The organism is Enterobacter cloacae complex sp. HYC003_NIDB (assembly GCF_056673375.1).
Genome location: NZ_CP114220.1, coordinates 2540721 through 2563272, shown reverse-complemented (window position 1 = coordinate 2563272; position 22552 = coordinate 2540721). Strand labels below are relative to the sequence as shown.

Sequence of the window (22552 nt, the reverse complement as noted above, 5' to 3'; positions counted from 1 at the left end):
AAAATATGCACCGTCGTACCTTTATAAAAGCGTTCGCCTTGTCCGCCTCCGTGGTCGCCATGGGGGTCAGTTTTGGCGTCCAGGCCGCAGAGACCATTAAAGTCGGGATCATGCACTCACTCTCCGGCACGATGGCCATTTCAGAAACGCCCCTGAAAGATGTCGCCCTGATGACCATCGACGAAATCAACGCCAAAGGCGGCGTGCTCGGGAAAAAGCTGGAGCCGGTGGTGGTTGACCCGGCATCCAACTGGCCGCTGTTTGCCGAAAAGGCCCGCCAGCTTCTGAGCCAGGATAAGGTCGCCGTGGTGTTTGGCTGCTGGACCTCCGTATCGCGTAAATCAGTTCTGCCGGTTTTTGAGGAGCTGAACGGTTTGCTGTTCTATCCGGTGCAGTATGAAGGTGAAGAGATGTCACCTAACGTCTTCTATACCGGCGCGGCGCCTAACCAGCAGGCGATCCCGGCGGTGGAGTACCTGATGAGCGAGGACGGCGGCAGCGCGAAACGCTTCTTCCTGCTGGGAACGGACTACGTTTACCCGCGCACCACGAACAAGATCCTGCGCGCCTTCCTGCACTCGAAAGGCGTGGAAGATAAAGATATTGAAGAGGTCTACACCCCGTTTGGTCATAGCGATTACCAGACCATCGTCGCCAGTATCAAGAAATTCTCCGCGGGTGGTAAAACGGCAGTGGTCTCCACCATCAACGGTGATTCCAACGTGCCTTTCTATAAAGAGCTGGCGAACCAGGGGCTGAAAGCCACGGACGTGCCGGTGGTGGCGTTCTCGGTGGGCGAGGAAGAACTGCGCGGCATTGATACCAAACCGCTGGTGGGTAACCTGGCGGCGTGGAACTACTTTGAATCCGTCGATAACCCGACCAACCAGACCTTTGTCGCGGCCTACAAAGCCTACGCGAAAGCCCATAAGCTGCCGAATGCCGATACCGTCGTCACCAACGATCCGATGGAAGCGACCTATGTCGGCCTGCATATGTGGGCGCAGGCGGTTGAAAAAGCGGGGACAACCGACGTGGACAAAGTGCGCGCGGCAATGGCGGGCCAGTCGTTCAACGCGCCGTCCGGCTTTACGCTGACCATGGATGCCACCAACCACCACCTGCATAAGCCCGTCATGATTGGTGAAATCGAAGGCAACGGCCAGTTCAATGTCGTCTGGCAAACCGAACAGCCGGTACGCGCTCAGCCGTGGAGCCCGTTTATCGCCGGGAATGACAAAAAACCTGACCAGCCGATGAAAACCGCCAGCAACTAAGCCACCACCAGGGAGAGACGTCATGAACGCCATGCGCATAATTATTGCGATTGTGTGGCTTACCGGACTGCTGCCAGGGATGGTGCAGGCATCGGATGCCGATGATTTCGTTGCCGCTAGCCGCAGCCAGCAGACCGCTATGCTGACCCGCTGGGCAGCCACGCCGGAACCTGCACGTTTGCCGCTGCTTAAAGCGCTGCAACAGGAGAACCTCTACACCGACAGCCAGAAGAAGGCTTTTACCCGCATCGACGGCGAAATGGTTGCCCTGGGCGCGGCAAAGAGCGCCGAAGGAACGACCAAAGCCGTGCGGCTGACCAACCGGCTGCGCGTGTTAACCGTCACGGCGCTGGCGACGCATCAGCTTGTCAGTGACAGTGTCACCGAAAGGCGTCATGCCGCGCGGCAACTTCAGCGTGACGCCCAGCCGGATATGCTCGGGTTTCTGCAACAGCGGGCTAACCGCGAAACGGATGACGTCACCCGACAGTCGCTGAGGCTGGCGCTGGCAAATCTTCAGCTGGCGAGTCCGCAGGCGGAAACGCGCCTCAACGCGGTTGAACTGTTGGGACAGTCTGACGATCCGGACGTTCAGGCCACGCTGACGCCGTTCACCCGGGCGCAAACCGAGCCGGACGCACGGGTACGTGCCGCCGCCGCTGAGAGCCTGGACCGTATTCAGCACCGGCTGATGTGGGGCGAACTGCTGGGGCAGGCCTTCATGGGCCTGTCGTTGGGTTCGGTACTCTTGCTGGCCGCGCTCGGGCTGGCTATCACCTATGGTCTGCTGGGGGTGATTAACATGGCCCACGGCGAAATGCTGATGCTCGGGGCGTATGCCACCTGGATGGTGCAGCAGGTGATGGCGCAGTGGATGCCTCAGTGGCTGGCGCTTTATCCGGTGGTGGCGCTGCCGGTGGCGTTTTGCCTGACGGCAGGTATCGGGATGGTGCTGGAGCGCACGGTGATCCGCCATCTGTATGGCCGCCCGCTGGAAACCCTGCTCGCCACCTGGGGGATCAGCCTGATGCTTATCCAGCTGGTGCGCATGACCTTTGGCGCCCAGAACCTTGAGGTCGCAAACCCGGCCTGGCTGTCCGGCGGGGTGCAGGTTTTCGCCAACCTGACGCTACCGTGGAACCGCATTGTGGTGCTCGGGTTTGTGCTGATGGTGCTGTTCTTCACCTGGCTCATTCTGAATAAAACGCGTCTGGGGCTGAACGTGCGGGCGGTGACGCAAAACCGCAGCATGGCGGCCTGCTGCGGCGTCCCCACCGGACGGGTAGATATGCTGGCGTTTGGCCTCGGGTCCGGCATTGCCGGGCTGGGCGGCGTGGCATTGTCCCAACTGGGGAACGTGGGACCGGAGCTGGGCCAGGGATACATCATTGATTCGTTCCTGGTGGTGGTGCTCGGCGGCGTCGGCCAGCTGGCCGGTAGCGTCGCGGCGGCCTTTGGTCTGGGGATCTTCAATAAAATTCTTGAACCGCAGATGGGCGCCGTGCTGGGCAAAATCCTGATTCTGGTGGCGATCATTCTGTTTATTCAGAAACGTCCGCAGGGGTTATTCGCACTTAAAGGGAGGGTGACAGACTGATGAGCCAGCCATTGACCTTAACACTGGCGCGCAGGGCACCGCGCTCCACGCAAATCTTCGGCAGTCTGCTGGTTGCGGCGCTGCTGGTGCTGCCTTTTCTCGCGCTGTTGCCCGCAACGCATCCGCTGGCCGTTTCTACGTGGATGTTGACGCTCATCGGCAAGATCCTCTGCTACGCAGTTGTCGCCGTGGCCCTCGATCTGGTCTGGGGCTATGCCGGTATGCTCTCACTGGGGCACGGCATATTCTTCGCCCTGGGCGGCTATGCGATGGGCATGTACCTGATGCGCCAGGCGGCCGGGGACGGGCTGCCCGCGTTTATGTCGTTTCTCTCGTGGAGCGAGCTGCCCTGGTTCTGGTGGGGAACGCAGCATTTTGCATGGGCTCTGGTGTTAATTGTGACGATCCCCGGCCTGCTGGCGCTGGTCTTCGGCTGGTTTGCTTTTCGCTCGAAGATCAAAGGGGTCTATTTCTCCATCATGACCCAGGCGCTGACCTACGCGGGCATGCTGCTGTTCTTTCGCAACGAAACCGGCTTTGGCGGCAATAACGGCTTTACCGGTTTTACCACGCTGCTCGGGTTTTCCGTCACGGCGACCACCACGCGGATCGCGCTGTTTCTCGCAACGGTCGTGCTGCTGCTTCTGGCCCTGGGCACAGGCTACGCGCTGGCGAAGAGTAAATTTGGCCGCATTTTAACGGCGGTGCGCGATGCGGAAAACCGTCTCACGTTCTGCGGCTACGATCCGCGCGGTTTCAAGCTGCTGGTCTGGACGCTTTCCGCCGTGCTGTGTGGCCTGGCGGGAGCGCTGTACGTTCCGCAGGTGGGCATTATCAACCCGGGTGAAATGTCCCCGACCAACTCGATTGAAGCGGCCATCTGGGTAGCGCTGGGTGGACGCGGCACTCTGGTGGGCCCGGTGATTGGCGCGGCGCTGGTCAACGGTGCGAAGAGCTTTTTCACCGTGGCGATGCCGGAGTACTGGCAGCTGTTTCTGGGGCTGATTTTCATCGCCGTGACGCTGTTTTTACCGCGCGGCGTGTTCGGTCTGTTTCGTAAGGGAGAGAATTAATGCAGCCCTCTGAAGGACTCTTTACCCGCCAGCTACCGGGCGACCGTTACCGCGAGCAGACCGATCCGGTGTTGCAGCTCGAGGCCATTAACGTCAGTTTCGACGGTTTTCAGGCGTTGACCGATCTCTCGCTGAACATCGGCGTCGGAGAATTGCGCTGCATCATTGGCCCTAATGGCGCCGGTAAAACCACGCTGATGGACGTGATTACCGGCAAAACCCGGCCAAAAAGCGGGAAAGCTATTTACGATCAGTCCATCGATCTGACTGCCCTGGAACCGGCGGCCATCGCCCGTCAGGGCATTGGCCGTAAGTTCCAGAAGCCGACCGTGTTTGAAGCGCTGACCGTAGGGGAAAACCTCGAAATCGCCATGAAAGCCGACAGGTCCGTCTGGGCGAGCCTGCGGGCCACGCTCAGCGGCGAGCAGCGCGACCGCATTGATGAGATGCTGGTTTTGCTGCGGCTTGGCAGCGAGCGCGATCGCCGTGCCGGGCTGCTTTCCCACGGACAGAAGCAGTTTCTGGAGATCGGCATGCTGCTGGTGCAGGACCCGCATCTGTTACTGCTGGACGAACCCGCTGCCGGTATGACTGACGCAGAGACGGAATACACTGCCGAGCTGTTCCGCACCCTGGCAGGCAAGCATTCGCTGATGGTGGTTGAGCACGATATGGGCTTCGTCGAGACCATCGCCGACCACGTCACGGTGCTGCATCAGGGGCGGGTACTGGCGGAAGGTTCGCTTCGCGAGGTACAGGCCAATGAACAGGTAATTGACGTCTATCTGGGACGTTAAGGAGAGGTGATGTTACAGGTTAGCGAACTGAATCAGTACTACGGCGGAAGTCATATTCTGCGCGGGGTGAGCTTTGAGGCGGTCGTCGGGGAAGTTACCTGCCTGCTGGGGCGCAACGGGGTGGGCAAAACCACGCTGCTGAGGTGCCTGATGGGGCTGATCCCGGTGAAAGGCGGGGAGGTGGTCTGGCAGGGAAAGAGCATCACTCACAGTAAACCGCACCAGCGGGTGCAGTCCGGCGTGGCCTATGTTCCGCAGGGGCGGGAGATTTTTCCGCGTCTGACCGTAGAAGAAAACCTGCTGATGGGGCTGTCACGCTTCTCCGCGGGAAACGCAAGGAGCGTACCGGAGGAGATTTGGCAGCTTTTCCCGGTGCTGAAGGAGATGAAGCACCGACGCGGAGGCGATCTTTCCGGTGGTCAGCAGCAGCAGCTGGCGATAGGTCGCGCGCTGGCGAGCCGTCCACGGTTACTGATTCTGGATGAACCCACGGAAGGTATTCAGCCGTCGGTGATTAAAGAGATTGGGCAGGTGATCCGCAGCCTGGCGAACCGGGGGGATATGGCCATCCTGCTGGTGGAGCAGTTTTATGATTTTGCGGCAGAGCTGGCCGACAGCTATCTGGTGATGTCGCGCGGCAGCATCGTCCAGCAGGGGCGCGGGGAGAACATGGAGCAGGAGGGCGTTCGCGGGCTGGTTGCGATCTGAAATGTTATAATATAACATCCTCATTCTTATAAAACGGAATGAGGATTTTGCTGTGGCTGCACAACTTGCAAAAATTGCGCTGACTCTGGGAACGCTGCTGGTAAGCGGCTCGCTTTTTGCCCATTCGCACGGTCATCAGATGACAGAGGCGGAACAGAAGGCGGCAAACGGCGTCTTTGAGGATAAAGACGTCAGGGACAGGAAGCTGTCTGACTGGGACGGGACCTGGCAGTCCGTGTATCCGTTCCTGCTTGATGGTTCGCTGGATCCGGTTTTCGAAAAGAAAGCGCAGAAGGGAGAAAAATCCGCTGCCGAGGTGAAGGCCTACTACCGTAAGGGGTACGCGACGGACGTGGACGCCATCGGCATTGAAAACAACGTGATGGAATTCCACCGAGGCAAAACGGTGAGCAGCTGCCGCTACGACTACAGCGGCTACAAAATTCTGACCTATGCGTCGGGGAAAAAAGGCGTGCGCTACCTGTTTGAATGCAAGGATAACGCGAGCCAGGCGCCTAAGTTTGTGCAGTTCAGCGACCATATCATCGGGCCGAAAGCCTCTTCACACTTCCATATCTTTATGGGCAACACCTCCCACGAGGCGCTGCTGAAAGAGATGGATAACTGGCCGACCTACTACCCGAATGAGATGTACAAAGAGCAGGTGGTGGAGGAGATGTTGCACCACTAGGGTGTTGGTTTTGCCGGGTGACGGCTTCGCCTTACCCGGCTTACGATTAGGGTTTTGTCGGTCGGGTAAGCGCAGCGCCACCCGACACGCTATCTTCACTTTTCACGCGCATCCCGCGCAATATCATCAGCCAGGCCGCAATGATGGCGGCCATCATAATGATAAATAATGACCAGTGCGGTAGATGGGTCAGGATGAGCCCGGTGATCATCGGGTTCGCCGCCGCGCCGAGCCAGCCCAGCGCCTGGGCGGAGAAATAGCTCGCCTTCATGCCCGGCGGGGCGATATTGTCGATCAGCATGTATTCACCCGGTGCATAAATAATTTCACCCAGGGTGAAAATCGCCGCCGCGATCCCCCAGTAAATCAGGTTCTCGCCGGAAAGCATAAACCCGCCCAGCCCGAGGATGAAAAAAAGCGTCGCGGCGGTCATTAACGGACGAATATTGCTGGCGGTGATCTTACGTCCAAGCGCGTATTGCAGGGTGACGACCACCGCCGCGTTGACGGGCAGCACAACGGCCACCACCTTTTCTGCGAAATCACTGTCCGCATGTGCGGCGAGGACATACTGGGAAATGCAGGTGGCGAACGATCCACCCACATACGACGCCAGCAGGCCGGAGAGCGTGTACCAGAACAGCGCCCGGTCTTTCAGCAGCACCGAGGGCTGCCACGGCATTTTCTCCTCAGGGCTGTCTGAGGCTATGCTTTTCTGCACAAAGAAATGGATAAACCCGAGCGGCAGTGCGGCGCAGAAGGCGGCCAGCCAGAACGGCAGTTGCAGGCTGTACATCACCAGCAGGGTGCCGATCGGCGGCCCGATCGTCCAGCCAATGTTCAGGAAACTGTAGTTGAGCGAGAAAACGCGCGCCTTTTCGCTGGAGGTCAGCACGTCGGCAAACCATGCTTTCAGCACCGTTGAGAAGACGGAATAGGCGCAGTTAATCAGGGCAAAGAACAGCACCACCAGCGTCACGTTATTCACCAGCGGAATCGCCACAAACCCGGCGATAAAGGCCACGATGGCGATCAGCATATAGCGTTTTTTGTCGAACTTATCCGCCAGGATGCCAAACCCCAGGCTAAACACCACGCCGATGGTCAACGCCACGGTAAGGGCATAGCCAATATTCTCCACGCTCATATCGTACACGCGTGTGAGATATATGGTCATAAAGGGCAGCGTTGCCCCGCGGCCAATTGTTAATAACAATGACGATGCCAGCAGCGCTGCGGTTGAGCGCCTGATTGATGGTTTCATTTTCCTGCCCGACAAATGCTTATGCTTTTTTTGTTGTGTTATTACAGGATTATCATGGGATCGGCAGCTTGTATAGCACCCAATTTATCCGCAGGTGCTTCTCTCCACTACCAGAATTAATGATCTTCTCGCGGGGCTATTTTTTCTGTTACCTTGAAGTGTTTACAAAATTTTAATAATTCAGGGGCGGAAAATGACGCGGAAAGACGGGCTGTTAGCGTTGCTGGTTGTCGTGGTGTGGGGACTCAATTTTGTGGTCATCAAAATGGGGTTGCACAACATGCCTCCACTGATGCTGGCGGGGCTGCGCTTCCTGCTGGTGGCCTTCCCGGCGCTGCTGTTCGTTGCCCGCCCGAAAATTCCCCTTAAGCTGCTGCTGGGCTACGGCCTTACTATCAGCTTTGGTCAGTTTGCGTTTCTTTTTTGCGCCATCAAATTCGGTATGCCTGCGGGCCTGGCTTCGCTGGTGCTTCAGGTGCAGGCGTTCTTTACCATCATTCTCGGCGCGTTTGTCTTCGGCGAACGCTTGCAGGGCAAGCAGCTGGCGGGCATTAGCCTTGCGGTCTTTGGCGTGCTGGTGCTGATTGAAGGCAGCCTCAACGGTCAGCATGTCGCGCTGCTAGGCTTTATGCTCACCCTGGCGGCGGGGCTGAGCTGGGCGTGCGGCAATATCTTTAACAAACTGATAATGCAGCACGAGACGCGTCCGCCGGTCTTATCGCTGGTGGTCTGGAGCGCATTGATCCCAATCGTGCCGTTTATGGCCGCGTCGTTTATTCTGGATGGTCCGCAGGCGATGTTGAAAAGCCTGGTGGAGATCGACCTGACGACGATTTTGTCGCTGATCTACCTGGCGTTAGTCGCCTCAATCATTGGCTATGGTATCTGGGGATCGCTGCTCGGACGCTATGAAACCTGGCGTGTGGCGCCATTATCGCTGCTGGTACCGGTGGTCGGGCTTGCCAGCGCCGCACTGTTGCTGGATGAAACGCTCAGCGTGCTGCAACTGTGTGGCGCAGGGCTGATTATGGCCGGGCTGTATATCAACGTCTTTGGCTTGCGGGTGCGTCGGGCAACGCAGGTGCGGGGTTAAGGCAGAAAAAAGCCCCGCATTAGCGGGGCAAAAACGAATTACAGGTCGTGGTTGTAATACGGCACGCCTAATTCGTCGGATTTGTCGCTGCCAGCGCCCATGTGATTGAAGTCCCAGGGCGACTGGTTTTGCGTGGACGGCATAATCATGGTGTCACGATTATTTTGCTGCCCCGCATTGGGGGTTTGCTCCGCGAAGCTCTGGCCGGAAACCAGCACCAGCAAGGTGAGGGCGGCGGAGGCGATAAATTTCATGATTTCCTCGGTTACGTCTTAACAGGCGATGATTAACTGCAATGTTTTAGCGGATACAGATAACGGGATTCACCCGGCATACTGGTAATACGGTACTTATGAGGCGGCACGTCAAAGTAGTTCTTGAACGTACGCGTCAGGGTCTGTTGCGATTCAAATCCGTAGCGTTCCGCCAGATAGAGGATCGGCTCATTGCTTTCTTTCAGTTTTTGGGCAATCTCCGTCAGCTTGCGGCTGCGAATATATTGTCCTAATGAATGGCCGGTCTCTTTTTTAAACATCCGTTGCAGGTGCCATTTTGAGTAACCTGAACGCTCAGACACTTTCTCAAGAGAGAGTGGAGATTCCAGGTTATCTTCGATCCAGTCCAAAATGCTATGAATGGTGATAGCGTCAGTATTGCGTCTGGACATCGTCATACCTCTTTTTCTGTTTACGGCAGGATTTTCTTGAGTAAGAGCTCAAGCGTTGCCACTTCATCTGCCGATAAGTTTTTTGTCAGTTCCTGGTGCAGTGTTTGTCCTACTAATTGATGACATTGCTCACACATGGCCGCGCCATCGCTGGTCAGTTTCACCAGTACGCCACGTTTGTCATTCGGGTTAGGGCTTCGTTCTATCCATCCTTTACAGACGAGACGATCCAGCATGCGGGTTAACGCACCCAGATCGACAGAGAGCACCTTTTTCAGCTCAACCGGCGTGATACACACTTCGCAGCGAATGGAACACAGCACTTTGAACTGTGTTGCGGTGATATCCAGCGGTGACAGATAGTCATTGAGCAGGCGATCTTTTTTCTGGTTAACCATATGAATAAGACGACCCAGTGGGATTATGTCGTTAAAGAGGTCACTGGTGCTTTTCACAATGGTTGCCCTGGCAAGTAGTTTAGTCACGGCAGATATTATTGCTCAGGCAAGTATAAGTCAACTGAATGAATCGGCCGATGCCACGAAATGCTAAAACGCTTCAGGAACTTATTCTGTACGCTTTTAAATCATACAAATAATCTGGGGTTATGAATTACGCGAGACAATTATGGTTACGCTGTCGGATGGCTCCGGACGAGGATTTGCCCCTATAATTGCGATGTTGAATAAGGATAAGGACTGCGGTGCGTTATGTTGGATTTGATTAAAGCAGTGGGGCTTGGACTGGTGGTGTTGCTGCCGCTGGCGAACCCGTTAACGACGGTGGCGCTTTTTCTGGGGCTGGCGGGGAACATGAACAGCGCAGAGCGCAATCAGCAGTCGATGATGGCCTCTGTCTATGTCTTTGCCATAATGATGGTGGCTTATTACGCCGGGCAACTGGTGATGAATACCTTTGGTATTTCGATTCCCGGTCTGCGTATTGCTGGCGGGCTGATTGTGGCCTTTATTGGTTTCCGGATGCTGTTCCCGGCGCACAAAGCGCACGAATCCCCGGAAGCCAAAAGCAAATCGGAGGAGCTTGAAAGCGAACCGAGCGCCAACATCGCGTTTGTGCCGTTAGCCATGCCGAGCACGGCGGGGCCGGGGACGATTGCGATGATCATCAGTTCCGCCTCAACGGTGCGTGATGGGACGACATTCCCGCACTGGGTTATCACCGTTGCGCCGCCGATCATTTTTGCGCTTATCGCTATTATCGTCTGGGGGTCATTGCGCAGCTCCGGGGCGATTATGCGCTGGGTGGGTAAGGGGGGGATTGAAGCTATCTCCCGACTGATGGGTTTTCTGCTGGTCTGTATGGGCGTGCAGTTTATTATTAACGGCGTGCTGGAGATTGTTAAGACGTATCATTGAGAACGTTGCCGGGTGGCGGCTTCGCCTTACCCGGCCTACTCGCTAAAAAATGCGGCAAAATAAGCGATGCGTCTTCTGCAACCACTCCTCTGGCAACGAGAATCGGTATCTATGATTGTCAGACCAAAATGACAGATGAAAGATTCCGTTATCTTGGCGGTGATGATGAACACGGATATTAATGCTTCGTAGGCCGGGTAAGGCGAAGCCGCCACCCGGCATAACAAACGTCAACCGTGGCTGGACTGTTCTTCCATCGCGACCGGCCATTTACGGAAGATAAGCACCGACCAGATCAGCGCGATCAGCGCCGGAATCGCCCCGAGATAACCAATGGCCGACATCGATACATGCAGGCTGATCTGATTTCCCACCAGCGCACCGGCTCCAATCCCCAGATTAAAAATCCCGGAGAAGAGCGACATCGCTACGTCCGTGGCGTCCGGGGCCAGGGCCAGCACTTTGACCTGCATTCCCAGACCAATAATCATGATTGCCACGCCCCAGAACAGACTGAGGATCGCCAGATGACTCTCGCTGCCTGCCGCAGGCATCAGTAACAGCAGGCATGCCAGCAGCAGACCAATCGCACTGCTTACCAGCGCAGACGCGTGCTTATTGCCCAGCTTCCCAAACAGGATGCTGCCGATAATCCCCGCGCCGCCCAGGATCAGCAGCAGAACGGTGGCAAAGTTAGCGCTAAAGCCCGCCACAACCTGAACAAACGGCTCAATATAGCTGTAGGCCGTGTAATGGGCGGTCACCACAATCACGGTCAGCAGATAGATGCTCATCAGCGCCGGTCGACGCATCAGCAGCGGCAGACTTTTCAGCGAGCCGGAGTGTTCGCTGGGCAGTTTTGGCAGCAGTTTGATCAGACACACCAGGGTGATCAGCGCCCCCATGCCGATGGCAAAGAAGGTGGTGCGCCAGCCGAAGTATTGTCCCACAATGCGCCCGATCGGCAGGCCTAACACCATCGCCAGCGCCGTTCCGGTGGCAATCAGGCTCAGCGCCTGGGCGCGTTTTCCCGCCGGAGCCAGACGAATGGCGAGGGACGCGGTGATCGACCAGAAAACGGCATGGGCAAACGCGATGCCGACGCGGCTGATGACCAGCACGGTAAAGTTCCATGCCATAAATGACAGCACATGGCTGGCAATGAACACCACAAACAGCCCAATCAGCAGCTTACGACGTTCCATCTGGCTGGTCAGCAGCATAAACGGCAGCGACATCAGCGCCACCACCCATGCATAGATGGTCAGCATAATGCCAACCTGTGCCGTTTCCATATCGAAGCTGGCGGCGATGTCGGACAACAGCCCAACCGGAACAAATTCCGTGGTGTTGAAAATAAACGCGGCGATGGCGAGCGTGACCACGCGTAGCCACGCGACTCTGCGGGAAACCGTGTGTGTTGTCATAGGGATATCTGGGATTCGTTGCCTGAAAGATGAGGAGACGATCTTAAAGCCTTAAACGGTGAAAACTCAACCGTTATGTGATGTGAATCACAAAATATACCTTCATGCAGCGGTAGCGAACGGGGTTGTTTTCATCGAAGATAAAGAACAACACAACAAAAACAGGCGGTAACACGATGCAGGAGATTGATTTTTATCTGGTAGATGCGTTCAGCGCGTCCTCCTTTGGCGGCAACCCGGCGGTGGTGTGCCCGCTCGACGCATGGCTACCGGATGAGACGTTACTGCGGATGGCACAACAGCATAACCAGTCAGAAACCGCGTTTTTTGTGTGTACCAAAGGGGGGATCGAGTTGCGCTGGTTCACCACGCTCACCGAGGTTAATCTCTGTGGTCACGCGACGCTTGCCGCGGCGTATGTACTTTTTCACGAACTGGATTATCCGGACTCACGCCTTCATTTTGACACCGCCTCTGGTCGCCTGACCGTCAGTCGTGAAGGTGACTGGATGACGCTGGACTTCCCGGCCTGCCCGACGCAGGCACAGACGCCGCCACCGGAGATGCTCACCGCACTCGGTATCAGCCACTACGTCGAGGCGCGCAAAGGCCGCGCCTGGGTGCTGGTACTGGAAAGCCGCGAGCAGGTTGAAGCCCTTAATCCGGATTTCTCAGCCATGACGCCGGGCGAGCATAAAGTAGCCGTCACTGCCCGGGACGAGGGGGAATACGACTTTGTCAGCCGTTTCTTCTCGCCAGGCGTGGCCGTGCCGGAAGATCCTGTCACCGGCTCCGCGCACACCATGCTGATCCCGTACTGGAGTGAACGGCTTGGCAAAACACAGATGTTTGCCCGCCAGGTTTCTGCCCGTGGTGGCGACGTACGCTGCGAACTCAAGGGCGACCGCGTGCGGATGGGCGGGCAGGCGGCACTGTATCTGAAGGGCACAGTATTTCTGCGCTGAACAAATCTAAGAGGAACCAACGATGCAGGAAATTGATTTTTATCTGGTAGATGCCTTCAGCGACAGGGCGTTCGGCGGCAATGCGGCGGCGGTGTGTCCGCTGGAAGCGTGGCTGCCGGATGAGACGCTGCTGAAGATGGCGAAGCAGCATAATCAGTCAGAGACGGCGTTCTTTGTCCGAACGGATAACGGGTTTGAACTGCGCTGGTTTACCACGCAGGATGAAATTAACCTCTGCGGCCACGCAACCCTTGCGGCTTCTCACGTTATTTTCGAATACCTGGATTATCCGCATACGGAAATCACCTTCACCACGCGCTTTGTCGGCGATCTGACGGTACAACGCAGCGGCGACTGGCTGACGCTTAATTTCCCGGCGTGGTCAACCGAGGTTGTCGATACTCCACCCGCAGTGCTGTTCAGCGCGCTGGGCATTAACGCAGCAGACGAGGTGCGTGTGGGGCGTGACTACATGGTGGTGCTCGACAGCCAGCGGCAGGTGGAAGCGCTGACGCCGGATATTGCGGCCATGCTCCCGCTGGGGAAAATGGTCTGCGTTACGGCGCCGGGGGATGAGTATGATTTCGTCAGCCGCTTCTTCTGCCCGGGGGAAGGGGTGCCGGAAGATCCGGTGACGGGATCAGCTCACAGCATGCTGATCCCGTACTGGAGCGAAAAGCTTGGTAAAACGCAGATGTCGGCCCGCCAGGTCTCCTTGCGCGGCGGGGATCTGCGCTGCGAGCTGAAAGGCGACCGCGTGCTGATTGGCGGGCAGGCCACGCTGTATATGAAGGGAAAAATTTTCCTTCGACTCCAGGACTACGTTCATCATTAACAACTGGGCGCTGGTGGCTGACGCTCGTTCAGCAGCGCGATAAACGCCTCAAGCTGGCGGGTCATCGCCCCGCGTCGCCACACCAGCCAGGTGGTGAGCCAGCGCCAGTTTTCCGCCAGCGGCCACGCCGCCACCTGATGATGGCCCGGCATGCTCTCCAGCATGGAGCGGGGCATCAGCGCAATGCCTGCCCCGGCAATCACGCAGGCGAGCATCCCGTGATAGGACTCCATCTCATGGATCCTTCCCGGCGTGACGCGGTCGGCATGGAACCAGCTCTCCAGATGACGCCGGTAAGAACAGTTGGCGCGAAAGGCATACACGTCGCTGCCGCTCACCTGCGTGGCTTTTGATACTTCTGCGTGACCCGCAGGGGTGACCAGCATCATCTCTTCCCGGTAAACCGGCATCCCTTCCAGTTCCGGGTGCGAGAGCGGCCCGTCGACAAAGGCGGCGCTGAGCGTCCCCTCAAGCACGCCGTCAATCATCGTACCGGAAGGCCCGGTGGATAACGCAAACTGAATGCGCGGATAGCGCTGGTTAAACCGCGCCAGACTTTCCGGAATGCGCACGGCGGCGGTACTTTCCAGCGCGCCGAGCGAGAATAATCCCTGCGGTTCATCCCCGGCGACGACCATTCGCGCTTCGTCAACCAGCGCCAGGATCTGCTTGCTGTAGCGCAAAAAATTGTGCCCGGCGGGGGAAAGCCGCAGGCGCTGATTCTCGCGAATAAACAGTTCCACGCCGAGGTCCGCTTCTAGCTGTCGGATGCGGGTGGTGAGGTTTGACGGCACCCGGTGTACCTTCTGCGCCGCCTGGGTAATGCTGCCGGTCAGTGCGACGGCGTTAAACATCTCAAGCTGAGTTAAGTCCATACCGTTCTCGTATTGTGAATAAGGTGGTGAGTATTATTCATTTTTAAGAAATAGCAGAGTAGGCCACAATCAATCAACTGTTATTACGTGGAGAACATCATGACCTATTCATCTGCTACCCATGCCCACTCTGTCAACCCGGCTACCGGCGAAACGCTGGCTGCTTACCCGTGGGCAACGTCCCATGACGTTGAGCGTGCCATTGCGCAGGCGGATACCGGTTTTCGTCAGTGGCGACGCGAAAGCGTGGCGCACCGGGCGCAAAAACTTCGCGATCTGGGTGCGGCGCTGCGTAGTCGTGCGGAAGAGATGGCGCAGACTATCTCCCGGGAGATGGGCAAGCCCATTATGCAGGCGCGTGCGGAGGTGGCTAAGTCCGCCAGCCTTTGCGACTGGTACGCTGAACACGGCCCGGCGATGCTGAACCCGGAATCTACCCAGGTCGAAAATGCGGTGATTGAGTACCGTCCGCTTGGGCCCGTTCTGGCGGTGATGCCGTGGAACTTCCCGCTCTGGCAGGTGCTGCGCGGTGCGGTGCCGATCCTGCTGGCAGGGAACAGCTATCTGCTTAAACATGCGCCTAATGTGCTCGGCTCGGCGGAGCTGACCGGGAAGGTATTCGCGGATGCCGGTTTCCCGGAGGGGGTCTTTGGCTGGGTGAACGCGACGAATGACGGCGTCAGCCAGGCGATTAACGATCGTCGTATCGCGGCGGTGACCGTAACCGGCAGCGTTCGGGCTGGTGCGGCAATTGGCGCGCAGGCGGGCGCGGCGTTGAAGAAATGTGTGCTGGAGCTGGGCGGCTCCGATCCGTTTATCGTTCTGAACGATGCCGATCTGGATCTGGCCGTCAACGCGGCGGTGGCCGGACGTTATCAGAATACCGGGCAGGTTTGTGCGGCGGCAAAACGCTTTATTGTGGAAGCGGGCGTGGCGGACGCCTTTACCCAACGCTTTGTTGACGCGGTCAAGGCGCTGAAGATGGGCGCACCGGATGAGGAAGATAACTATATTGGCCCGATGGCGCGATTTGATCTTCGCGATGAACTGCATCAGCAGGTGCAGGCTACGCTGGCGGAAGGGGCGACCCTGCTGCTGGGCGGAGAGAAGATGTCCGGGACCGGTAACTATTATGCCCCAACCGTACTCGGCGGCGTCACCCCACAGATGACGGCCTTTCGTCAGGAGCTGTTTGGTCCGGTGGCGGCAATTACCATCGCGAACGATGCGGCGCACGCATTGCAGCTGGCTAACGACAGCGATTTTGGCTTATCGGCGACGGTCTTTACCGAGAACGATGCGCTGGCTGAAACCTTTGCGCGCGAGCTGGAGTGCGGCGGGATCTTTATCAACGGCTACAGCGCCAGCGATGCGCGCGTCGCGTTTGGCGGGGTGAAGAAGAGCGGCTTCGGGCGAGAGCTTTCTCATTTCGGTCTGCATGAGTTCTGTAATGTGCAGACGGTGTGGAAGGATCGCGTCTAGTCTTGTTGCCGGGTAAGGCCAGGCCGCTACCCGGCAGTTCACGTTTCCTGTCATTTTTGCGTAATGGTTCTGTCATTTTCGTTTCGTAGACTCGCTCGCGTCTAACGTATTGTTACAGAAGAAAATTATGAACCTAACGCAAATTTTTAGTCGTCTTGCGCCGCGCTTTATCCCTCGTCAGTTTGGCCTGCTGACCGGCATCTTTTGTATTATAGGCCTTTTCTCCGCCCTGCAACTCTCTTCCTCCTTCCTGCTGACCGCCTCCCTGAATGAAGCCCAGCGTAACGAACAGCGCAATCAGCTGGCCTGGCAGCAGCAGAGCAGGCTGGATCAGGCCCGTATTTCTCTGCTGGCGGCCAGCGATCTGCTCAACCGCTCCGGCGTGTACTTTATGCAGGACAAGGAGACCGGCTCGGAAGGGAGCTGGCATAGCCTGATGGACGAGGCGCAAAAATCCCTGGCGGCGTCACAGCAGGCATGGCAGGCCTGGCTCGCGCTTAATCCGCCGAAAGACGAGGGGTTGGTTAACAGCTATCAGCTGTTTTTCGACGCCATCCGGGAGCAGGCGGAGGGGCTGGTGAAAACCAACAGCATCGACCTCTTTTTCGCCGTACCCGCCCAGGCGTTTCAGACCGATTTTAATGACAATTTCGCACGCTATCAGCAACGGAGTGAGAAGCAGACGATACAGGGGCGTCAGTCGCTCATGGAACAACTCTCAGGTCTGCAACGGCTGTTCCTGTTTGCGCCGCTGGCGCTACTGGCCATTGCCATAGCCGTCTGGTTCGGAATGGCGAAGTGGGTGATATCCCCGCTACGCCGTCTGATTATCCATATTAACCAGCTTGCGGCAGGGGATTTGTCAGGCACGCCGCCTGACGTTGTGCGCTTTAACCGTGAAATCAGCCAGCTCAGCGGCAGTATTACCGCCATGCAGCGCGGGCTCCAGCAACTGGTGACCCAGGTCAGCGAGGCCACTACCTCCATGGTTGAAAATATCGGATCGCTTGCGCAGGGGAATCAGAAGCTTTATCAGCAGTCTACGCGACAGGCCAAAGAGCTGGAGGAGGTGACCGCACACATCGCCGATCTCGAAACCCACGTTGAGGGGAACACGGGTTATGCAAAACTCGCCCGCTCGCGCGCGGATGAAGCCCGACAGGCTGCCGCTGGTGGGGAGCAAATGATGTCAGCGATGAATGGCTCGATGCAGACGATCGTCGACCGATCCTCAGAGATGCGCGGGATCGTCGCGATGATCGACAGCGTGGCGTTTCAGACCAACATTCTCGCCCTCAATGCTGCCATTGAAGCCGCCCATGCAGGAGAGCAGGGGCGCGGATTTGCTGTGGTTGCCCGGGAAGTGGGGCTGTTGGCCAGAAAAAGCAGTCACTCTACGCAAACCATCCAGGCGCTAATTAACCACTCGCTACAGGGCATTGAAGAAGGTTCTCAGGTGGTAAACCGTCTGGAAGAGAATTTGCAACAGGTCACCGGGCTGGTGGCGAATCTGAGCAGCCTGCTGAATGATATTTCGCTGGCCACCCTGAATCAGGGGGACAGCATTCATCAGATGACCCGTCAGCTTCAGGCGCTGAATCAGGTATCGCGTCGGACAGATGTGCTGGTTAGCGAAGCGTCAAATGCCTCTGAGCGCCTGCATCAGCAGTCCGATCTTTTGTTGCAGGCCGTCTCGCGTTTTCGTCTCCCTGCCTGACGTGACGTATCAGCCTCTGTTATACTCGCAGCCCGTTTTAGCCTGAGGGCAAGGAGCAAAGTGTGGCTGCGGTCATCCATAATGAGATGCTGGACGAGATTCTGGCGCAGGTTCGTCCGTTACTGGGGCAGGGTAAGGTTGCCGATTACATTCCCGCGCTGGCTTCGATCAGCGGTAATAAGCTCGGTATCGCCATTTGTACTGTCGACGGTCAGCGTTTTCAGGCGGGAGACGCGCTTGAGCGCTTTTCGATTCAGTCGATCTCAAAAGTGCTTAGCCTCGTTGCCGCCATGCGCCAGTATGACGAGCAGGAGATCTGGCAGCGGGTGGGCAAAGATCCGTCCGGTCAGCCGTTCAACTCCCTTCTCCAGCTGGAAATCGAACAGGGTAAGCCGCGTAACCCGTTTATTAACGCCGGGGCGCTGGTGGTGTGCGATATGCTGCAAAGCCGGCTGAGCGCGCCGCGCCAGCGGATGCTCCAGATTGTGCGGCAGCTTTCCGGCGTGCAGGACATCGCCTACGATCCGGTGGTAGCGCGCTCTGAGTTTGAACACTCTGCACGTAACGCCGCCATCGCCTGGCTGATGAAGTCCTTCGGCAACTTTCATAATGACGTTGCCACGGTGCTGCAAAACTATTTTCATTACTGCGCGCTGAAGATGAACTGCGTCGAACTGGCGCAGACTTTTCTGTTTCTGGCGCATCAAGGCCATGCCCCGCATCTGGGCGAGGACGTTGTCTCCCCGATGCAGGCCCGGCAGATCAACGCCTTAATGGCAACCAGCGGAATGTATCAGAATGCCGGGGAGTTTGCCTGGCGCGTGGGGCTGCCGGCTAAATCCGGCGTTGGCGGTGGGGTCGTGGCGATTGTCCCTCACGAGATGGCGATTGCCGTCTGGAGCCCGGAACTGGACGAGACCGGAAATTCACTGGCGGGCGTGGCGGCGCTGGAACAGCTGACCAAACGCCTTGGACGGTCCGTATACTGATGTCCACGTTAGATCCTCTGTTCGCGCGCCTGGCTCGCTCCACGTTCCGTTCACGATTTCATTTAGGGACGAAAGAGCGGCAATACTGCTGGGATAAGGGCGCGGAGACTATCGATAAGCATGCCGCCGATTTTGTCGCCGCGCGGCTGGCGCCTGCACACCCGGTGAATGACGGTAAGCAGACGCCGATGCGCGGCCATCCGGTTTTTATCGCCCAGCATGCCACGGCAACCTGCTGTCGGGGCTGTCTGGCTAAGTGGCACGCTATCCCGCAGGGCGTGCCGCTGAGTGCGCAGCAACAACAGTATATCGTCAACGTAATCCATCATTGGCTGGTCATAGAGGTAAATCGTGCCTCCTGAACTGACAATGTCTCTGTTTAAGCTACGCTTTTACTAATGCTCAGCGTCAGGAGACGTTATGAAGGCACCTCAAATTCCCGTGAATGAAGCGGAGCGCATGAATGCTCTGCGCGAGTCCGGTCTGCTTGAGATCGACAATTACCCCGCGTTTGATCGTCTTACGCGGCTGGCAACACGCTTTTTCAGGGTGCCGCTTGCGATGATTACGCTGGTGGATGATCACGCCGTGATCGTGAAGTCTGCCGATGGGCGGGTACCCGTCAGCCAGCCTCGCGAACTCTCGTTTTGTGGTCATACGATCCTGGGGGACGCGCCGCTGGTGGTGGGGGATACGCTGCGGGACGAACGCTTTGCGGACAACCCGCAGGTGGCGGGAGAGCCTGGCGTGCGCTTTTATGCCGGTTACCCGCTGCGTTTACGTGACGGGGCGTGCGTAGGCTCGTTGTGTCTCATTGATTACGCACCGCGTGAGTTTTCGGCGGCGGATTCCGCCGTACTGGCCGATCTCAGCGCACTGGCAGAGGATGAGTTTGCAGCCGTTAGCGCGGCCACAACCGATGAACTCACGGGGCTGTTTAACCGTCGCGGGTTTAACCAGTTTGCGCAGTTTGCACTGTCGGTTTCGCAGCGTCGGGCAGAACCCTTAACCCTTGGCTGGCTGGATCTGGACCATTTCAAAACCATTAACGATCGCTTCGGACATCAGGAGGGGGACAAAGCTCTGAAAGCGATGGCCGCCCTGATGCGTTCCTCGTTCCGCGAGGCCGATCTGCTGGTACGTTTCGGGGGAGATGAGTTCGCGGTGCTGTTTGCGGATACCGATGAGCCTGGCGCCTGGATCGCGATGCAGTATCTCGTGGAACAAACGGAAAAGTATAACGCGCGTCAGCTGCATCCCTGGTCGTTACAGTTCTCCTGGGGACTGAGCGAGTTCGATCATCACCGCAACGATATGCAGGCATGGCTAAAACACGCGGATGCGCAAATGTACGCCATGAAGCGGCAACACCACGGCGAGAAATGACATAACGAAATCCTATGTCATCACTTATTGCGTTACAAAAATGTTAATAGCAAAGTGGAGAGATTCAACCTAAGGACGCGCAATGAACTCTCCCATGCTGATTAAACCTCTCTCCCGGCAGGACATCCTCACCCACATCGATGCCCTGAACGATATTCTCGTCAACTGTGTCAACGGCGGCGCCTCCGTCAGCTTTATGCTGCCTTTTTCTGCCGGGAAAGCCCAAACCTTCTGGCTCAGCGTCGCTGACAGCGTCGGGCGCGACGAGCGTACCGTCCTGGGCTGTTTTGATGCGGAGCAGGGGCTGGTTGGCACGGTCCAGCTGATCACCGATCAGCCTGAAAACCAGCCGCACCGTGCAGATGTCGCGAAACTGCTGGTTCATGAGAACGCGCGCCGTAAAGGGGCGGCAATGGCGCTGATGGAAGCCCTGGAGGCGGTTGCACGTGAAAAAGCGCTTACGGTACTGGTGCTTGATACCTCAACCGGCAGCGGCGCGGAGACGTTTTACCAGAGAGCAGGCTGGCAAAAGGCGGGGGAAATCCCACGCTACGCCCTGATGCCGAACGGGGACATGACGGCGACCTCGGTGTTCTATAAATTTCTGTGATTATTTTTCACCATCGCATCCTGAGTTGATCCAGACAGGGGTTATGGTCCTGAAGTTTTGATAAGTTATCACACCAATCTTATCAGGCTGTATGACTAATCATAAAGGACCTCCATTGTGAACACACTCAACCGTCGTGATTTCCCCGGTGCGCGCTACCCTGAACGTATCATCCAGTTTGGCGAAGGTAACTTCCTGCGCGCGTTCGTTGACTGGCAAATCGACCTCTTAAACGAGCATACCAATCTCAATGCCGGTGTGGTGATTGTGCGGCCGATCCAGAGCGATTTTCCGCCGTCCCTGAGCACCCAGGATGGTCTGTATACAACGATTATTCGCGGTCTGAATGAGCAGGGGGAAGCGGTAAGCGATGCGCGTCTTATTCGTTCCGTGAATCGTGAAATCAGCGTCTACAGCCAGTACGATGAATTTCTGAAGCTCGCCCATAACCCGGACATGCGGTTTGTCTTCTCCAATACCACGGAGGCGGGGATCAGCTATCACGCGGGGGATAAGTTTGACGATGCGCCAGCTGTCAGCTATCCGGCCAAACTGACGCGTCTGCTGTTCGAGCGTTTTACCCACTTTAACGGGGCAGCGGATAAAGGCTGGATTATCATTCCTTGCGAACTCATCGACTACAACGGCGATGCCCTGCGTGAACTGGTGCTGCGCTATGCACAGGAGTGGGCGCTGCCGGCGGCATTCATTGCGTGGCTGAATGATGCTAACACTTTCTGTTCGACGCTGGTTGACCGCATTGTTACCGGCTATCCGCGTGATGAGGTGGCAGAGCTGGAAGCCGGGCTGGGCTATCACGACAGCTTCCTCGACACGGCGGAACATTTCTATCTGTTTGTTATTCAGGGGCCGAAATCACTTGCAGCTGAACTGCGCCTGGATAAATACCCACTCAACGTCCTGATTGTTGACGATATCAAACCGTATAAAGAGCGTAAGGTGGCGATCCTCAACGGCGCGCACACGGCGCTGGTTCCGGTCGCTTTTCAGGCCGGCCTGGATACGGTAGGGGAAGCCATGAACGACGCGGAAATTTGCGCGTTCGTAGAGAAGGCTATTTATGAGGAGATCATACCGGTCCTGGATCTGCCGCGCGACGAGCTGCACTCCTTCGCCAGTGCCGTAACGGGACGTTTCCGTAATCCGTACATTAAGCATCAGCTGCTGTCGATTGCACTGAACGGGATGACCAAATACCGCACCCGCATTCTGCCGCAACTGCTGGCAGGGCAGAAGGCGACCGGCAAACTGCCAGCACGCCTGACCTTTGCCCTGGCGGCGCTGATTGCGTTCTACCGCGCCGAACGCAACGGTGAGCCTTATCCGGTGCAGGACGATGCGCACTGGCTTGAACGTTACCAGCAGTTGTGGACGCAACATCACGACAAACAGGTCACTACCCGTGAGCTGGTATCGTCGGTGTTAAGCGTGAGCGAGCACTGGGAGCAGGATCTGACTCAGGTGAACGGACTGGTAGAACAGGTTGCGCAGGATCTGGATGCGATTTTAAGCAAAGGCATGCGCGATGCGGTGAAACCGCTCAGCTAATCATGATGCCCGGCGTTTGCCGGGTTTTTTACAGACCCTATTTAGTTACAACATACTATGTGCTCTTTTTTTAAAAACCACATGCAGCACCGTGCGCGTAAAGCTTTGCAGGTCAGAAAATGCAATGAGTTATTAACATGCTTGCAACCGTGAG

The 22552-nt window shown here is 57.1% G+C and carries 23 protein-coding genes; 17 read left to right on the top strand and 6 right to left on the bottom strand.

Translation table 11 applies throughout. From position 1 onward, the window contains the following. The first annotated feature begins 5 nt into the window (after nucleotides 1-5). The 6 genes from urtA to zinT are packed head-to-tail and all read left to right on the top strand — an operon-like array spanning nucleotide 6 to nucleotide 6143. Nucleotides 6-1277: an urea ABC transporter substrate-binding protein gene (gene urtA, locus O1722_RS12220; RefSeq protein ID WP_015570544.1), complete on the top strand. Its 1272-nt coding sequence runs from the start codon at nucleotides 6-8 to the stop codon at nucleotides 1275-1277. Between the two features lie 22 nt (nucleotides 1278-1299). Further along, nucleotides 1300-2874 (top strand): urea ABC transporter permease subunit UrtB, encoded by a 1575-nt coding sequence (gene urtB, locus O1722_RS12215; RefSeq protein WP_015570543.1) that lies wholly within the window; start codon nucleotides 1300-1302, stop codon nucleotides 2872-2874. After that, the gene (gene urtC, locus O1722_RS12210; protein WP_015570542.1) at nucleotides 2874-3947 is read left to right on the top strand and encodes an urea ABC transporter permease subunit UrtC; all 1074 of its coding nucleotides are present in this window, start codon (nucleotides 2874-2876) and stop codon (nucleotides 3945-3947) included. The genes urtB and urtC overlap by 1 nt, the downstream gene beginning before the upstream one ends. Continuing rightward, nucleotides 3947-4744 (top strand): urea ABC transporter ATP-binding protein UrtD, encoded by a 798-nt coding sequence (urtD, locus tag O1722_RS12205; protein ID WP_015570541.1) that lies wholly within the window; start codon nucleotides 3947-3949, stop codon nucleotides 4742-4744. Before urtC ends, urtD begins: the two co-directional genes overlap by 1 nt. Before the next feature lie 9 nt (nucleotides 4745-4753). After that, the gene (urtE, locus tag O1722_RS12200; protein ID WP_032103021.1) at nucleotides 4754-5452 is read left to right on the top strand and encodes an urea ABC transporter ATP-binding subunit UrtE; all 699 of its coding nucleotides are present in this window, start codon (nucleotides 4754-4756) and stop codon (nucleotides 5450-5452) included. 52 nt (nucleotides 5453-5504) lie between these two features. Beyond that, complete coding sequence (zinT, locus tag O1722_RS12195) at nucleotides 5505-6143, top strand: metal-binding protein ZinT (protein WP_017693437.1); 639 nt, start codon at nucleotides 5505-5507, stop codon at nucleotides 6141-6143. Between the two features lie 46 nt (nucleotides 6144-6189). On the opposite strand, the gene ydeE is transcribed toward zinT, so the two are convergent. Then, a complete protein-coding gene (gene ydeE / locus O1722_RS12190; RefSeq protein WP_017383985.1) occupies nucleotides 6190-7407 on the bottom strand; it encodes an efflux MFS transporter YdeE in 1218 nt (405 codons plus the stop codon). A 193-nt stretch (nucleotides 7408-7600) separates the two neighbouring features. Here ydeE and eamA point away from each other — a divergent pair, with 193 nt between their 5' ends. Beyond that, nucleotides 7601-8500 carry an O-acetylserine/cysteine exporter gene (eamA, locus tag O1722_RS12185; RefSeq protein ID WP_017383984.1) on the top strand — a complete coding sequence of 300 codons (900 nt, stop codon included), beginning with the start codon at nucleotides 7601-7603 and terminating at the stop codon, nucleotides 8498-8500. Between the two features lie 38 nt (nucleotides 8501-8538). Here the strand turns inward: eamA and marB are convergent, their stop codons facing one another. From marB to marR, 3 genes are read right to left on the bottom strand one after another with little or no spacing between them, the layout of a single operon-like run. Beyond that, complete coding sequence (marB, locus tag O1722_RS12180) at nucleotides 8539-8754, bottom strand: multiple antibiotic resistance protein MarB (protein WP_015570538.1); 216 nt, start codon at nucleotides 8752-8754, stop codon at nucleotides 8539-8541. A 32-nt stretch (nucleotides 8755-8786) separates the two neighbouring features. After that, a complete protein-coding gene (gene marA, locus O1722_RS12175; RefSeq protein WP_001303241.1) occupies nucleotides 8787-9167 on the bottom strand; it encodes an MDR efflux pump AcrAB transcriptional activator MarA in 381 nt (126 codons plus the stop codon). A gap of 20 nt (nucleotides 9168-9187) precedes the next feature. Further along, complete coding sequence (gene marR, locus O1722_RS12170) at nucleotides 9188-9622, bottom strand: multiple antibiotic resistance transcriptional regulator MarR (RefSeq protein ID WP_017383983.1); 435 nt, start codon at nucleotides 9620-9622, stop codon at nucleotides 9188-9190. A 255-nt stretch (nucleotides 9623-9877) separates the two neighbouring features. Here marR and O1722_RS12165 point away from each other — a divergent pair, with 255 nt between their 5' ends. After that, on the top strand, nucleotides 9878-10543 hold the full coding sequence (locus O1722_RS12165; protein ID WP_017693435.1) for a MarC family NAAT transporter: 666 nt from the start codon (nucleotides 9878-9880) through the stop codon (nucleotides 10541-10543). 230 nt (nucleotides 10544-10773) lie between these two features. Here O1722_RS12165 and O1722_RS12160 read toward each other — a convergent pair whose 3' ends face one another. Continuing rightward, nucleotides 10774-11970: a sugar transporter gene (locus tag O1722_RS12160; protein ID WP_033487941.1), complete on the bottom strand. Its 1197-nt coding sequence runs from the start codon at nucleotides 11968-11970 to the stop codon at nucleotides 10774-10776. A 176-nt stretch (nucleotides 11971-12146) separates the two neighbouring features. Between O1722_RS12160 and O1722_RS12155 the strand changes: the two genes are divergently transcribed. Continuing rightward, the gene (locus O1722_RS12155) at nucleotides 12147-12935 is read left to right on the top strand and encodes a PhzF family phenazine biosynthesis protein (RefSeq protein ID WP_017693433.1); all 789 of its coding nucleotides are present in this window, start codon (nucleotides 12147-12149) and stop codon (nucleotides 12933-12935) included. Between the two features lie 22 nt (nucleotides 12936-12957). Beyond that, nucleotides 12958-13770 carry a PhzF family phenazine biosynthesis protein gene (locus O1722_RS12150; protein WP_032619672.1) on the top strand — a complete coding sequence of 271 codons (813 nt, stop codon included), beginning with the start codon at nucleotides 12958-12960 and terminating at the stop codon, nucleotides 13768-13770. On the opposite strand, the gene ptrR is transcribed toward O1722_RS12150, so the two are convergent. Then, a complete protein-coding gene (gene ptrR, locus O1722_RS12145; RefSeq protein WP_017382364.1) occupies nucleotides 13767-14645 on the bottom strand; it encodes a putrescine utilization regulator PtrR in 879 nt (292 codons plus the stop codon). The two genes, O1722_RS12150 and ptrR, sit on opposite strands and share 4 nt — an antisense overlap. 99 nt (nucleotides 14646-14744) lie before the next feature. On the opposite strand from ptrR, the gene sad reads away from it, so the two are divergent. The 7 genes from sad (at nucleotide 14745) to O1722_RS12110 (ending at nucleotide 22398) form a co-directional block, all read left to right on the top strand. Beyond that, nucleotides 14745-16127, top strand: a complete 1383-nt coding sequence (gene sad, locus O1722_RS12140) for a succinate-semialdehyde dehydrogenase (protein WP_033487942.1) — start codon at nucleotides 14745-14747, stop codon at nucleotides 16125-16127. A gap of 127 nt (nucleotides 16128-16254) precedes the next feature. Further along, nucleotides 16255-17844, top strand: a complete 1590-nt coding sequence (locus O1722_RS12135; protein WP_100151280.1) for a methyl-accepting chemotaxis protein — start codon at nucleotides 16255-16257, stop codon at nucleotides 17842-17844. A 62-nt stretch (nucleotides 17845-17906) separates the two neighbouring features. Beyond that, nucleotides 17907-18833: a glutaminase B gene (glsB, locus tag O1722_RS12130; protein WP_003857165.1), complete on the top strand. Its 927-nt coding sequence runs from the start codon at nucleotides 17907-17909 to the stop codon at nucleotides 18831-18833. Further along, on the top strand, nucleotides 18833-19195 hold the full coding sequence (locus tag O1722_RS12125) for a DUF4186 domain-containing protein (protein ID WP_003857163.1): 363 nt from the start codon (nucleotides 18833-18835) through the stop codon (nucleotides 19193-19195). The genes glsB and O1722_RS12125 overlap by 1 nt, the downstream gene beginning before the upstream one ends. 58 nt (nucleotides 19196-19253) lie before the next feature. Then, a complete protein-coding gene (locus O1722_RS12120; protein WP_058686657.1) occupies nucleotides 19254-20219 on the top strand; it encodes a sensor domain-containing diguanylate cyclase in 966 nt (321 codons plus the stop codon). A gap of 82 nt (nucleotides 20220-20301) precedes the next feature. Then, nucleotides 20302-20829: a GNAT family N-acetyltransferase gene (locus O1722_RS12115; protein WP_033487944.1), complete on the top strand. Its 528-nt coding sequence runs from the start codon at nucleotides 20302-20304 to the stop codon at nucleotides 20827-20829. A gap of 117 nt (nucleotides 20830-20946) precedes the next feature. After that, nucleotides 20947-22398 carry a tagaturonate reductase gene (locus tag O1722_RS12110; RefSeq protein ID WP_058686658.1) on the top strand — a complete coding sequence of 484 codons (1452 nt, stop codon included), beginning with the start codon at nucleotides 20947-20949 and terminating at the stop codon, nucleotides 22396-22398. Nucleotides 22399-22552 lie beyond the last annotated feature (154 nt).

Excerpts from the sequence above, each read along its gene's own strand:
- sad (WP_033487942.1), top strand. The coding sequence starts at position 14,745 with ATGACCTATTCATCTGCTACCCATGCCCACTCTGTCAACCCGGCTACC.
- urtC (WP_015570542.1), top strand. The coding sequence starts at position 2,874 with ATGAGCCAGCCATTGACCTTAACACTGGCGCGCAGGGCACCGCGCTCC.
- O1722_RS12150 (WP_032619672.1), top strand. The coding sequence starts at position 12,958 with ATGCAGGAAATTGATTTTTATCTGGTAGATGCCTTCAGCGACAGGGCG.
- urtE (WP_032103021.1), top strand. The coding sequence starts at position 4,754 with ATGTTACAGGTTAGCGAACTGAATCAGTACTACGGCGGAAGTCATATT.
- O1722_RS12165 (WP_017693435.1), top strand. The coding sequence starts at position 9,878 with ATGTTGGATTTGATTAAAGCAGTGGGGCTTGGACTGGTGGTGTTGCTG.
- marB (WP_015570538.1), bottom strand. The coding sequence starts at position 8,754 with ATGAAATTTATCGCCTCCGCCGCCCTCACCTTGCTGGTGCTGGTTTCC.
- urtA (WP_015570544.1), top strand. The coding sequence starts at position 6 with ATGCACCGTCGTACCTTTATAAAAGCGTTCGCCTTGTCCGCCTCCGTG.
- O1722_RS12120 (WP_058686657.1), top strand. The coding sequence starts at position 19,254 with ATGAAGGCACCTCAAATTCCCGTGAATGAAGCGGAGCGCATGAATGCT.
- ydeE (WP_017383985.1), bottom strand. The coding sequence starts at position 7,407 with ATGAAACCATCAATCAGGCGCTCAACCGCAGCGCTGCTGGCATCGTCA.
- ptrR (WP_017382364.1), bottom strand. The coding sequence starts at position 14,645 with ATGGACTTAACTCAGCTTGAGATGTTTAACGCCGTCGCACTGACCGGC.
- O1722_RS12160 (WP_033487941.1), bottom strand. The coding sequence starts at position 11,970 with ATGACAACACACACGGTTTCCCGCAGAGTCGCGTGGCTACGCGTGGTC.
- marA (WP_001303241.1), bottom strand. The coding sequence starts at position 9,167 with ATGTCCAGACGCAATACTGACGCTATCACCATTCATAGCATTTTGGAC.
- urtD (WP_015570541.1), top strand. The coding sequence starts at position 3,947 with ATGCAGCCCTCTGAAGGACTCTTTACCCGCCAGCTACCGGGCGACCGT.
- eamA (WP_017383984.1), top strand. The coding sequence starts at position 7,601 with ATGACGCGGAAAGACGGGCTGTTAGCGTTGCTGGTTGTCGTGGTGTGG.
- urtB (WP_015570543.1), top strand. The coding sequence starts at position 1,300 with ATGAACGCCATGCGCATAATTATTGCGATTGTGTGGCTTACCGGACTG.
- O1722_RS12135 (WP_100151280.1), top strand. The coding sequence starts at position 16,255 with ATGAACCTAACGCAAATTTTTAGTCGTCTTGCGCCGCGCTTTATCCCT.
- O1722_RS12115 (WP_033487944.1), top strand. The coding sequence starts at position 20,302 with ATGAACTCTCCCATGCTGATTAAACCTCTCTCCCGGCAGGACATCCTC.
- O1722_RS12125 (WP_003857163.1), top strand. The coding sequence starts at position 18,833 with ATGTCCACGTTAGATCCTCTGTTCGCGCGCCTGGCTCGCTCCACGTTC.
- O1722_RS12155 (WP_017693433.1), top strand. The coding sequence starts at position 12,147 with ATGCAGGAGATTGATTTTTATCTGGTAGATGCGTTCAGCGCGTCCTCC.